The sequence below is a fragment of the Corynebacterium sanguinis genome (genome assembly GCF_007641235.1).
Lineage (GTDB): Bacteria > Actinomycetota > Actinomycetes > Mycobacteriales > Mycobacteriaceae > Corynebacterium > Corynebacterium sanguinis.
In genome coordinates this window covers 1,887,308-1,899,556 of the sequence record NZ_CP038157.1, presented here as the reverse complement: position 1 = coordinate 1,899,556, position 12,249 = coordinate 1,887,308, and the positions used below count along the sequence as shown (strand labels likewise).

The 12,249-nt window shown below is 65.6% G+C and carries 12 protein-coding genes; 3 read left to right on the top strand and 9 right to left on the bottom strand.

Annotated elements, in window-relative coordinates; genetic code table 11:
- Positions 1 to 132 precede the first annotated feature (132 nt).
- Complete coding sequence (locus E3227_RS09185; protein ID WP_144318246.1) at positions 133 to 867, top strand: glutamine amidotransferase; 735 nt, start codon at positions 133 to 135, stop codon at positions 865 to 867.
- Between the two features lie 6 nt (positions 868 to 873).
- Here the strand turns inward: E3227_RS09185 and E3227_RS09180 are convergent, their stop codons facing one another.
- The 9 genes from E3227_RS09180 to E3227_RS09140 all read right to left on the bottom strand — a co-directional run bounded on the left by E3227_RS09180 (position 874) and on the right by E3227_RS09140 (position 9,556).
- A complete protein-coding gene (locus tag E3227_RS09180; protein ID WP_136651253.1) occupies positions 874 to 1,137 on the bottom strand; it encodes a hypothetical protein in 264 nt (87 codons plus the stop codon).
- 12 nt (positions 1,138 to 1,149) lie between these two features.
- Positions 1,150 to 2,778 carry an ABC-F family ATP-binding cassette domain-containing protein gene (locus tag E3227_RS09175; RefSeq protein ID WP_136651252.1) on the bottom strand — a complete coding sequence of 543 codons (1,629 nt, stop codon included), beginning with the start codon at positions 2,776 to 2,778 and terminating at the stop codon, positions 1,150 to 1,152.
- A gap of 565 nt (positions 2,779 to 3,343) precedes the next feature.
- Entirely contained in the window at positions 3,344 to 3,724 is a 381-nt protein-coding gene (locus E3227_RS09170) for a metal-sulfur cluster assembly factor (RefSeq protein ID WP_136651251.1), read from the bottom strand.
- Positions 3,717 to 4,178 carry a Fe-S cluster assembly sulfur transfer protein SufU gene (gene sufU / locus E3227_RS09165; RefSeq protein WP_136651250.1) on the bottom strand — a complete coding sequence of 154 codons (462 nt, stop codon included), beginning with the start codon at positions 4,176 to 4,178 and terminating at the stop codon, positions 3,717 to 3,719. The genes E3227_RS09170 and sufU overlap by 8 nt, the downstream gene beginning before the upstream one ends.
- Positions 4,175 to 5,434: a cysteine desulfurase gene (locus E3227_RS09160; RefSeq protein WP_144318245.1), complete on the bottom strand. Its 1,260-nt coding sequence runs from the start codon at positions 5,432 to 5,434 to the stop codon at positions 4,175 to 4,177. Before E3227_RS09160 ends, sufU begins: the two co-directional genes overlap by 4 nt.
- Positions 5,434 to 6,189 (bottom strand): Fe-S cluster assembly ATPase SufC, encoded by a 756-nt coding sequence (gene sufC, locus E3227_RS09155; protein WP_144318244.1) that lies wholly within the window; start codon positions 6,187 to 6,189, stop codon positions 5,434 to 5,436. Before sufC ends, E3227_RS09160 begins: the two co-directional genes overlap by 1 nt.
- A gap of 33 nt (positions 6,190 to 6,222) precedes the next feature.
- Positions 6,223 to 7,389 carry a Fe-S cluster assembly protein SufD gene (gene sufD, locus E3227_RS09150; RefSeq protein WP_136651247.1) on the bottom strand — a complete coding sequence of 389 codons (1,167 nt, stop codon included), beginning with the start codon at positions 7,387 to 7,389 and terminating at the stop codon, positions 6,223 to 6,225.
- Between the two features lie 3 nt (positions 7,390 to 7,392).
- Complete coding sequence (gene sufB, locus E3227_RS09145) at positions 7,393 to 8,799, bottom strand: Fe-S cluster assembly protein SufB (RefSeq protein ID WP_144318643.1); 1,407 nt, start codon at positions 8,797 to 8,799, stop codon at positions 7,393 to 7,395.
- 31 nt (positions 8,800 to 8,830) lie between these two features.
- Positions 8,831 to 9,556 carry a helix-turn-helix transcriptional regulator gene (locus tag E3227_RS09140; protein ID WP_144318243.1) on the bottom strand — a complete coding sequence of 242 codons (726 nt, stop codon included), beginning with the start codon at positions 9,554 to 9,556 and terminating at the stop codon, positions 8,831 to 8,833.
- Between the two features lie 128 nt (positions 9,557 to 9,684).
- On the opposite strand from E3227_RS09140, the gene mptB reads away from it, so the two are divergent.
- Both mptB and E3227_RS09130 read left to right on the top strand, forming a co-directional pair.
- On the top strand, positions 9,685 to 11,310 hold the full coding sequence (gene mptB / locus E3227_RS09135) for a polyprenol phosphomannose-dependent alpha 1,6 mannosyltransferase MptB (protein WP_144318242.1): 1,626 nt from the start codon (positions 9,685 to 9,687) through the stop codon (positions 11,308 to 11,310).
- Between the two features lie 6 nt (positions 11,311 to 11,316).
- Positions 11,317 to 12,240 (top strand): ABC transporter ATP-binding protein, encoded by a 924-nt coding sequence (locus E3227_RS09130; protein WP_144318241.1) that lies wholly within the window; start codon positions 11,317 to 11,319, stop codon positions 12,238 to 12,240.
- The last annotated feature ends 9 nt before the right edge of the window (positions 12,241 to 12,249 follow it).

The window sequence follows — 12,249 nt, the reverse complement described above, 5'->3', positions numbered from 1 at the left end:
TTTCGCTGACCGTTCCAATCCAGGCGTCAAAGGACACTTTCTTCTGGCAACGCAGTGTTCCTGTCGCAGTGACTCGAGTACGTTTCTACAGCGGTTCCGCCAAAGGTCAGCGCCTGCTGTAAATTCTTCAGCATGACCCAGCGACCATTTCTGCTCCTGAGCACCCGGCCGGAGGATGAAACGGCTGCCGAGGAGCTGAACAGCTTTGCCACTGCAATGGGCCTTCCCGCAGCGGCCATCGAGCAACGCCGTGTTGAGGCTGCGCCGCTGGGTGAGGTTCGCTTCGAGGACTACTCGGGCATCATCCTCGGCGGAAGCCCATTCAACAACACCGACTTGAGCAAGTCCCAACTGCAGCTACGGGTCGAGCGTGAAATCGGCACACTTGTCGCAGCGGCTGTTGCCCGTGACTTTCCACTCATGGGTGCCTGCTACGGCATCGGAGCGATCGGCACAGCCATCGGAGCCCGACTCGGTAACAGGTTTGCCGAGGATGCGGGTACAGTCGAGCTCTTATTGAACGAGGCGGGGGCAATTGACCCGATTCTCGATGGTGTGCCGGGCACATTCACCAGCATCGTCGGCCATAAGGAGGCGGTTGAAACACTGCCGGAGGGAGCGACTGTGCTGGTGACGGGGCAACACTGCCCAATCCAGATGTTCCGGGTGAAAAGCAACATCTACGCCACACAGTTTCATCCGGAGCTTACGGCTGAGGCACTCGAACTCAGGCTGAGGGTGTATGCGGACCGCGCCTACTTCGATCCCACCGAGTTGGATTCGATCCTGACTACTGCCTACGCCGCGGATTTCAGCTCGAATAACCGCGTGATGGAAAATTTCGCGCGCCGCTATCGCCGGAACTAGACGCTGCTAGAGGTCCTCGCCGGCCTGGATGCGGTCGATAACCCGCTTCGCCTCAGCCAGTCCGAGACCTGTCTCAATGCGCAGCTGTTTGATGGCGGCGATTGTTTTGCCCTCCGCCAGCAGCCGGCGAACCTCACCGGATGCGAGGGGTTTGCGCTCGGGTGTCGCGATCCCCGCCTGCTTGGATAGGGCGGCGACGCTGCGTTCGAGCTCGGCTACGCGCACGGTGAGGCGGTCGATGGCCTGTCGGGAATCATTTCCGAAGAACATGGCGCAACGGTATCAGGCCAGTTCAACAATCTCCATGTATTCGTCATTCCATAAATCCTCGTCACCTTCGGGCATGATGATGACCCGCTCCGGCTCCAGCGCCCGCACCGCGCCCGGGTCGTGGGTGACCAGCACCACCGCGCCAGTGTAGGTTTTCAGCGCGTCCAGCACCTGCTCGCGCGACTGGGGGTCGAGGTTGTTGGTGGGCTCGTCGAGAAGCAGCACGTTCGCGCGCGAGGAGACGAGCGTCGCCAGCGCGAGGCGGGTCTTCTCGCCGCCCGAGAGCGTCCCGGCCGGCTGGTCGAGCTTGTCGCCGGAGAACATGAACGCACCGAGCAGGCCGCGAAGGTCCTGCTGGCCCGCGTCAGGGCAGGCCGCGATCGTGTTCTCCCACACCGAGCGCTCGCCGTCGATCGTGTCGTGCTCCTGCGCGAAGTAGCCGATCTTCAGCCCGTGGCCCGACACCAGACCGCCCTCGCCGTCCGTGCGCTCCACCCCAGCGAGCAACTTGAGCAGAGTCGTCTTACCCGCGCCGTTGGTGCCCAGCACCACCACGCGCGAGCCCTTATCGATCGCCAGGTCCACCCCGGCGAACACCTCGAGCGAGCCGTACATCTTGGTTAGGCCCTTGCCGTACAGCGGAGTCTTGCCGCACGGCGCGGGCTCCGGAAAGCTGATGGCGGCGACCTTGTCGGCGACGCGGACGTCGTCAAGCGAGCCCATCATCCGTTCCGCGCGCGCCAGCATCTGCTTCGCGGCCGACGCCTTCGTGGCCTTCGCCCCCAGCTTCGCGGCCTGCTTCTGCAGCGCCGAGGCCTTCTTTTCGGCGTTCGCGCGCTCGCGGCGCCGCCGCGCCTCGTCAAGGGCCCGCGCGTCCTTGTACTTGGAAAAGCTCATGTTGTAGACGTCGGCCTCGGCGCGCACCGCGTCGAGGAACCACACCTTGTTGCAGACGTCGTCAAGCAGGTCGACGTCGTGCGAGATCATGATCAGCCCGCCCTCGTGCTTGGACAAAAAGCCGCGCAGCCAGCTAATGGAGTCGGCGTCGAGGTGGTTGGTGGGCTCGTCGAGAAGCAGCGTCGTGGTCGACTTACCCGAGCCATTGTTGGCGGCGAACAGGATTTGGGCGAGCTCGACGCGGCGGCGCTGCCCGCCCGACAGGGTTTTTAACGGCTGGTCGAGGATGCGCGCCGGCAGGCCTAGGTTGTCGCAGATCTGCGCCGCCTCCGCGTCGGCCTCGTAGCCGCCGAGCGCCTGGAATCGCTCCTCCAGGCGCGAGTATTTGGCGATGGCCTTGTCGCGCTGCGTCCCCTCGAGGCGTTCCATCAGCTCCTGCTGCTTGTCCATCCCGCGGCGGATCTCGTCGAGCCCGCGCGCCGAGAGCACCCTGTCGCGCGCCGTCTGGTCGATATCACCCTCCTTGGAGTCCTGCGGGAGGTAACCGATGTCGCCGGAGCGGATCACCGAACCGCCGTACGGCTCGGTCTCCCCCGACAGAATGCGCATCGTCGTGGTCTTGCCGGCGCCGTTGCGCCCGACCAGGCCGATGCGGTCACCCGGCTGGACCCGCAGATGCTGGCCGGGGGCACTGAGCAGGGTGCGCGCGCCGACGCGAACTTCGAGGTCTTGGGTAACAATCACGGGGAACTACTGTACCAACCAGGTGCCCGAACACAGTGACCGTGCTGGCTGCGATGCAAAAACGATTGGTGGCTGTAACCGATTGGTTTAAAAACCGCGGACAAAGAGTAGACGAAAGTACATAGACAGTTATGTCGGTAGAAGGATAGTTTTTAAGTTGCGCTGCAACCACTTGGTTCTTGCCTCACTCGGTCACTAGGAGCGGAGGGGACGAACACACAGTGCACGTTCGAGCCACCTACCATGGCTTCTCTACGTACGGCACAGTGGGATGAGTTGCCAAGATCGCGATCGAGGGTGGCGCAACGGGACTAGCGTCCGGTTTGGTCAATTGTTAGGAGCGGGACGATGCAACTATTCAAGGTTTAGGAATCTCGCTGGTCTTTCTGTTCCTAGTTGCGATCCTGTGGGCAGCGGCTTTCTATGTATTCGATGTCCACAAAGCGCCTTTTTGGGCAAAGACCGCGTCCATCACCTTCGTGGGCGCTCCGTGGTTCATCTACCTCGTTAGCTGGATGAAAGAGCGGTAGCGGCGGGGAGATACCCCGCGGCCCGGATGCGAGGCCTAGACCGCGAACCCGAGCGCGCGCAGCTGCTCGCGGCCCTCCTCGGTGATCATCTGCGGGCCCCACGGCGGCATCCACACCCAGTTGATCACGACCTCGTCGACGTCGGTGTTCGCCGTGATCGCGGTGGTGGTCTGGTCCTCGATGACGTCGGTCAGCGGGCAGGCGGGCGAGGTGAGCGTCATGTTGATGATCGCCTTGGTGGCGTCATCCTCCTCCTCGATCCACAGGTCGTAGACCAGACCGAGGTCGACGACGTTGATGCCCAGCTCCGGGTCGATCACATCGTGCATGTACTCGGCCGCCTCGCCGGCGAGCTTGATCTGCTCCTCGGTCTGCGGCGGGCGCTGCCCCGCGCCCTCAAAGTTGGATTCAGCCATTGTTGTCTCCTTCATTTTCGAGCGCGTCCGCGGTGGCGGCCTGGAAGGCCTTCCACCCCAGCAGCGCGCACTTGACTCGGGCGGGGAACTTTGCGACGCCGCCGAACGCGACGCCGTCGCCGATCACCTCGGGGTCGCCCTCAACCGTCCCGCGCGAGGTAACCATCTCCTCGAAGGCCGCCAGCTTCGCCAGCGCCTCGCCGAGGCTCAGGCCGATGATCTCTTCCGCCATCACGCTTGTCGACGCCTGCGAGATCGAACACCCCGTCGCGTCGTACGAGACATCGGCCACGGTGGCGTTGTCGTCGGAAAGCGAAACGCGCAGGGTGATCTCGTCGCCGCACGATGGGTTGACGTGGTGCACCTCGGCGTCGAACGGGTCGCGCAACCCGGCGTGCTGCGGGTTCTTGTAGTGGTCGAGGATGACCTCTTGGTACATCGCTTCTAGGTTCATGCGCCGAAGAACTCCTTCGCCTTGCCGATGGCCGCGACGAGCGCGTCGACCTCGTCCAACGTGTTGTACAGGTAGAAGCTCGCCCGCGAGGTCGCCTGCACCTCAAGGCCGCGGTGCGCCGGCCACGCGCAGTGGTGCCCGGTGCGAATCGCGACGCCCTCGGAGTCGAGCACCTGGCCGAGGTCGTGCGGGTGAACGCCGTCGACCGTAAAAGCGATGGCGCCGCCGCGCTTCTCGGCGGTAAGCGGGCCGGCGATGGCCAGGCCCTCGTTGCCCTGCATCTTTTCCAGCGCGTAGGCGGTCAGCTCGTGCTCGTGGCGCGCCACGGCCTCCATGCCCACCTCGGTGAGGAAGTCGACGGCCGCGCCGAGACCCACGACCTGGCTGGTCATCTGGGTGCCCGCCTCGAAGCGCTGCGGCGCCGGCGCGTAGGTGGAGCCCTCCATCTTCACCACCTCGATCATCGAGCCACCGGTGAGAAACGGCGGGAGCTTGTCCAGCAGGTCGCCCCTGCCGTACAGCACGCCGACGCCCGAGGGGCCGCACATCTTGTGGCCGGAGAACCCGGCGAAATCCACGCCCAGCTCGTGGAAGTCCACCGGCATGTGCGGAACCGACTGGCACGCGTCCAGCACGGTCAGCGCGCCGACCGCCTTGGCGCGGCGCACCATCTCCGGCACATCGGCGTGCGCACCGGTCACGTTCGACTGGTGCGTAAACGCCACCACCTTCACGCTCTCATCGAGCTCGAGCGAGTCGAGGTCGATGCGGCCGTCCGGGGTCATCGCGTACCACTTCAGGGTTGCGCCCGTGCGCCGCGCCAGCTCCTGCCAGGGCACGAGGTTGGCGTGGTGCTCGAGCTCGGTGACCACGATGGTGTCGCCCTCGCCGACGCGGAGGCTGCCGGCGCGGTCGTCGCCAAGCACGAAGGCGACGGCGTTGAGCGCCTCGGTCGCGTTCTTGGTAAACGCGATCTCGTGGCCCTGCGCGCCCACGAACGCGGCGATCTTCTCGCGCGCGGACTCATAGGCGTCGGTCGCCTCCTCGGCGAGCTGGTAAGAGCCGCGGTGGACCGGCGCGAAGGTGTTTAGAACGAAGTCCCGCTCAGCGTTCCACACGCGCTCCGGGCGCTGCGAAGTCGCGCCGGAGTCGAGGTAGACCAGCGGCTTGCCACCGCGAACCGTTCGGGACAGGATCGGAAACTCGGCGCGGATGGCGTCCACGTCGAGCGTTCCGTCTGGGTGTGTATAGACCATTAGATAAACTTCTCGTAGCCCTCAGACTCGAGGACGTCGGCCAGCTCAGCGCCGCCGGTGGTGACGATCTTGCCGTCGGCGAAGATGTGGACGAAGTCCGGGGTGACATAGTTCAGGATGCGCTTGTAGTGGGTGATCATGAGCACGCCACCGTTGGTTTCCTCCTGGTAGCGGTTGATGCCATCGGAGACGATGCGCAGCGCGTCGACGTCGAGGCCGGAGTCGGTCTCGTCCATCACGGCAAACTTCGGCTTCATCAGCGCGAGCTGCATGACCTCGTGGCGCTTCTTCTCGCCGCCCGAGAAGCCCTCATTGACCGAGCGCTCGGAAAAGGATGCGTCCATCTGCAGGGAGTCGCGCGCTGCGTTGAGCTCGCTGACCCACTCCCGCAGCTTGGGTGCCTCGCCGCGCACGGCGGTCACGGCGGAGCGCATGAAGTTCGACGAGGAGACGCCGGGGACCTCAACCGGGTACTGCATGGCCAGGAACAGGCCCGCGCGGGCACGCTCGTCGACCTCCATCTCCAGCAGGTTCTCGCCGTCGAGGAGCACCTCGCCGTCGGTCACCTCGTACTTCGGGTGGCCGGCGATGGTGTAGGCCAGGGTGGACTTGCCGGAGCCGTTCGGGCCCATGATGGCGTGGGTCTCGCCGGACTTGATGGTCAAGTTGACGCCCTTGAGAATCGGGGTCGGCTCCTGGCCCTCTTCGTTCGGCAGGACGTTAGCGTGCAGGTTCTTGATTTCGAGAGTAGACATACGTGTTCTTTCCGTTTCTGAGGTGGGCAGGGGTTAGAGGTTTGCGTGCTCGAGCTCGCCGGAAACCCGGGCGATGAGCTCGTCGCGGACGGACTCCACCGGGATCTTGTTGAGGACCTCGTTGAAGAAGCCGCGGATGATCAGGCGCGTCGCCTCTTCCGTCGGGATGCCTCGGGCACGCAGGTAGAACACCTGCTCCTCGTCGAAGCGGCCGACCGTTGCGGCGTGGCCTGCGCCGGCGATCTCGCCGGTCTCGATCTCCAGGTTCGGGATCGCGTCGGCGCGGGCGCCGTCGGTAAGCACCATGTTGCGGTTGGTCTCGTAGGTGTCGGTGCCCTGGGCCTCCGCGCGGATCAGCACGTCGCCCACCCAGCAGGTGCGAGCGTCCGGCTTGTCCGAGTTCTTGTCTCCCTGCAGCGCGCCCTTGTAGAGCACGTTGGAGCGGCAGTTGGGCACGCTGTGGTCCACCAGCAGCCTGTTCTCGATGTACTGGCCGTCGTCGGCGAAGTACACGCCGGTCAGCTCCACGTCGCCACCCGGGGCGGTGAACTTCACGCGCGGGGTGACGCGGGTGACCTCGCCGCCGAAGCTGGCAACGGTGTGGCGCAGGGTCGCGTCGCGGCCCACCACGATCGACTGCGCGCCGAGGTGAACGGCGTCGTCGGCCCACTCCGTGTCGACGACCGCGTAGACGCGCGAGTTGTCGCCGATCAACCAGTTGACGTTGTCGGCGTGGGTGCCGGAGCCGGTGTAGCGCACGATCACGGTCGCCGCGGAGTTGACACCGGACTCAACGAGAACGGTGGCGAACGTCGTGGCGTCCAGGCCCGCGCCGGTGATGGTCACCGTGACGGGCTCGGTGAGCTCGGCGTTGTCCGGGATCTTCACGATCGTGCCGGAGGTCGCCCCCGTCCACGCCTGCGCGGCGACGCGGTCGACGGGGCCGCCGGCGGCCTTGAGGCGGTCGTCGTCAGGCGAGACCGTCTCCACGATGACCTCGGACGGGCCCTCGACGTTGATGCGGGCGTCGGTAAGCGGCGCGAAGGTGCCGTTGTGGAGGCCGCGCAGGCGGCGCAGCGAGATGAAGCGCCAATCCTCGTCGCGACCGCCCGGAACGGCGAAGTCGTCGACGTTGTAGGAGACGGGCATATCGCCCTTGTTGTTGACGCCGGAGGCGTTCTTAACAGCGGTATCCGCCATGGGTTAACCCACCGATCCTTCCATTTGCAGTTCGATAAGACGGTTGAGCTCGAGGGCGTACTCCATCGGCAGCTCCTTGGCGATCGGCTCGACGAAGCCGCGGACGATCATCGCCATCGCCTCTTCCTCCGCGATGCCGCGCGACATCAGGTAGAACAGCTGCTCCTCGCTGACCTTCGACACCTTCGCCTCGTGGCCGAGGGTGACGTGGTCGTTGCGGATGTCGTTGTACGGGTAGGTGTCCGAGCGCGAGATATTGTCCACCAGCAGCGCGTCGCACTCGACGTTGGACGCGGAGTGGTGGGCGTTCTGGTTGATCTGCACCAGGCCGCGGTAGGCCGCGCGGCCGCCGCCGCGGGCAACCGACTTGGACACGATCGACGACGACGTGTGCGGCGCCATGTGCGTCATCTTCGCGCCGGTGTCCTGGAACTGGCCCTCGCCAGCGAACGCCACGGAAAGGACCTCACCCTTGGCGTAGGGGCCGGTCATCCACACGGCCGGGTACTTCATGGTTACCTTCGACCCGATGTTGCCGTCGACCCACTCCATGGTCGCGCCCTCTTCGGCCTTGGCGCGCTTGGTCACTAGGTTGTAGACGTTGTTCGACCAGTTCTGGATGGTGGTGTAGCGGCAGCGTCCGCCCTTCTTCACGATGATCTCGACCACCGCGGAGTGCAGGGAGTCGGACTTGTAAATCGGCGCGGTGCAGCCCTCGACGTAGTGCACGTAGGCGTCCTCGTCGACGATGATCAGGGTGCGCTCGAACTGGCCCATGTTCTCCGTGTTAATGCGAAAGTAGGCCTGCAGCGGGATGTCCACGTGGACCCCCGGCGGCACGTAGATGAAGGAGCCACCAGACCACACGGCGGAGTTAAGCGCGGAGAACTTGTTGTCGCCGGCCGGGATCACCGAGCCGAAGTACTCCTTGAAAATGTCCTCTTGCTCGCGCAGGGCGGTGTCGGTGTCGACGAAGATAACGCCCTTCTCCTCCAGGTCCTCGCGGATCTGGTGGTAGACCACCTCGGACTCGTACTGCGCTGCCACGCCCGCGACCAGGCGCTGCTTCTCCGCCTCGGGGATGCCGAGCTTGTCGTAGGTGTTCTTGATGTCCTCGGGCAGATCCTCCCACGAGGTGGCCTGCTTCTCGGTCGAGCGGACGTAGTACTTGATGTTGTCGAAGTCGATGCCGCTCAGGTCAGCGCCCCAGGTCGGCATGGGCTTCTTCTCAAAGACCTCGAGCGCCTTCAGGCGCTGGTTAAGCATCCACTCGGGCTCTTCCTTGATGCGGGAAATGTCCTTGACCACATCTGGGCTCAGGCCGCGGCGCGCGGCGGCGCCGGCGGCGTCAGAGTCGTGCCAGCCGTAGTTGTAGGCGCCAATGGACTCAATAATTTCGTCGTCGTTCATCGGCCTTTCCAGGCCGGGTGCGGGAGTTGTCTCAGTCAAGATCTCCGCTCCTTTCGGTGTGTGTCTCGCGCGCTGCGTCGGTTTTGCCCACAGCGACGAGGGGAATGTTGGTCGTGCAAATTCCGTTTCCGTCCGCGATCATGGCGAGCGGTTGAACGTGCTTTCCGACGAGCTCCGAGATGGCCTCGTGCTCCGCCTCGCAGATTTCCGGGTGCCGGGCGGCGACGGCCGATACCGGGCAGTGGTGCTGGCAGATCTGGATACCCATCCCCGCCCGCGTCACTGTCGCGGCGTAGCCATTGTCGTCGAGCGCGTCCGCGAGGTCGCGGGCGACCGCCTCGATGTCCTCGCCGGACTCGGCTGCGGATTCGACGCCCTCGAGGATCTTGTCGATCCTCGCGCGCGCCAGCTCCTTGACAGCCTCATCGCCGCCGATTTGTCGCACGATGTCGATCGCGTCGGCGGCGAGGCTATCGTACTGGCTGCCGAAGTGCTCGCGGCCTTCGTCGGTCAGGCGGTAGTGTTTCGCCGGCCGGCCGCGGCTGGCCTCCTCCCCCGCTACCGGGTTCGGTTCGCACGTCTCTGCGAGCTGGTCGTCTACCAGTTTGTCCAGGTGGCGTCGTACACCTGCGGCGGAGAGGCCGAGGTGGACTCCGAGGTCGGCGGCGCTGACGGGGCCGTGCTTAAGCAGCAGCGACATCACCTCGCGGCGCGTTTGCCCGCCGATGGAGCGCGTCTGTTCCGCATTGCGAGCCATGTCCACACCTCCGATCCTTGGGTCCACTTCGAGTTTTCTCATTCGCCTTTATCCAACACTAGTGTGTTCAAATTAATTCCGCATGTGAGCCCCCGTCGCAGGTGCCTCGTTTTGTAGACTCCTCGGTTGTGAACGTCCTTCCGCGGGTTTTGCCCAGGCTGGGCCGGCCCGGGTCGCGCTCGGCAGAGCTCCACGAAAGCTCGCTTGGCGACGCCCGCCCCGCCCAAGCGTCCCGAGCGTCGGTAGCCGAGCTCAACCGCTTCGCTGTGCTGCGCTTCATCGGGCTCGTGGGCACGATCCTCATGGGCCTCGGCGGCCTCGGCGGCGGGGCGCTGCCCGTGGTGGACAACCCGTACGTGCTCTTCCCCGGCGGCGCCGTGATGGGACGCATGCTGCAGACCTCCTCCTCGCTGATCCTCATCGGCGTGGGCCTGCTCGTAGTCGCGTGGGTGCTCATGGCGCCGTTCGTCGGCGCGGGCAGCACCCCCGCTCGGGTGGGCAAGGGCGTGATCGTGCGCACCTTTGTCGCCTGGGTCATCCCGCTGATCCTGACAGCTCCGCTTTTTACCCAGGACATCTACTCCTACCTGGCGCAGGGCTCGATTGTGCGCCAGGGCCTCGACCCGTACGCCGCGGGCCCTGTCGAGATCCTGGGCACCGAGAACCACCTGGCGCGCTCCGTGCCGTTTATCTGGGCGCAGTCGCCGAGCCCTTACGGGCCCGTGGCGCTGGGCATCTCCGCGGCAGTGTCGTGGCTGACGCACGATTCCATCGTGCTCGGTGTTATCGGCCACCGCCTGGTGTCGCTGGTGGGGATCGGCGCCGCCGCGTGGGGCGTGGTGGCGCTTGCACGCCGCTGCCGCGTCTCCCCCGCCGCGGCGCTGTGGCTGGGTGTGCTCAACCCGCTGACCATCCTGCACCTGGTCGGCGGCATCCATAACGAGGCCATCCTGCTTGGCTTCCTGCTTGTCGGGATGGAGTTGGGCCTGCGCGGGATCGACGCCCTCGGCCCGCGCAACGCCGCCGCCGCGGGCCTGCTTGTGGCAAGCGGGGCCCTCGTCACCTGCGCGGGGCTGGTCAAGGTCACGGGCTTTATCGCCCTCGGATTCATCGGCATGGCGCTGGCGCGGGCGTGGTCGTCGCGGCTGCCCGGGGTGGCGTCGATCGCCCTCGCCGCCGCCACGCAGGCCGCGCTCATGGTCGCCACCACGGTGGTTTTCTCGCTGCTGACCGGCATCGGTTTCGGCTGGGTGACGGGCCAGGGAGGGGCGGCGTCGATACGCAGCTGGCTCTCGGTTACCACCGATGTCGGGGTCATCGCGGGCAACATCGGAATGCTGCTGGGCCTCGGCGACCACATCGAGGCCATGCTGGCGATCACGCGCGGGGCGGGCCTAATAGTCGCCGCCGCGTTCATGATCCGCATGCTGTGGGCGACCTACCGCGGCACGATCCACCCGGTCGGGGGCCTGGGCGTGGCCACGCTCGTGCTGGTGATCCTCTTCCCCGTCGTCCACCCCTGGTACCCGCTGTGGGCCATCCTGCCGCTGGCGGCGTGGGCCAACCGTCTGTTCTTCCGCGCCGCGGTGGTCATCTACAGCGCGGTGTTCAGCTTCCTCGTGCTGCCGCGCGGCCTGGCGCTGAACCCGGGAGCGGTGATCACCATCTACACAATCGCCGCCACCGGCTTCGCTGTGATCTGCGCTGTCGGCTGGTGGTGGTACCGGCGATTCGGTCGCAGGAGTCTAAACTAGCCAGCCATGAGTGATGCACTTGTCCTGGACAACGTTTCCAAGACATACCGCGACATCGTGGCCGTAGACGGCCTCTCTTTCACCGCCGCCCGCGGTGAGATCCTTGCACTCCTCGGCCCCAACGGTGCGGGCAAAACCACCACCGTCGAGATGTGCGAGGGCTTTACCAAACCCACCAGCGGCAGAATCTCTTTACTGGGTCTCGACCCGTCCGCCGAGCCCGAGAAGGTGCGCTCGCGCATCGGCATCATGCTGCAAGGTGGCGGCTCCTACTCCGGCATCCGCGTCCGCGAAATGCTCGAGCTCACCGCCCGCTACAACGAAGACCCCCTCGATCCGGACTGGCTAATCGACCTGCTTGGCCTGCGCGGGGTGGAAAAGACCACCTACCGGCGCCTCTCGGGCGGCCAGCAGCAGCGACTGTCTCTGGCGCTGGCGATGATCGGGCGCCCTGAGCTGATCTTCCTCGACGAGCCGACCGCCGGGATGGACGCCCAATCGCGCCTCGCGGTGTGGGACATCATCTCCGCGATGAAGCGCGACGGGGTCACCGTGATCCTAACCACCCACCTCATGGACGAGGCCGAAGCGCTCGCCGACAAGGTCGTCATCATCGACCGCGGCGCCGTCGTCGCCCAAGGCACCACCGCCGAGCTGACCAGCCACGACTCCTTCCCGCTGATCACGCTCAGCACCGACCGCGAGCTCGCCATCGCGCCGCTTAACGACGCCCTGTCCGCGCACTCCCTGACCGTCCAAGCCACCCGGCCGCTGCGCTACCAGATCTCAGGCGGAGCGACTCCGGAGGTCGTCGCCACGCTCGCGCGCGAAGCCTACGCCCAGGGCGTTTTGCTGCGCGAGTTCAGCGTCGCGCACCGCACGCTCGAGGACGTTTTCCTCGACATTACCGGCCGCGAGCTGCGCAGCTAGGAAAGGATC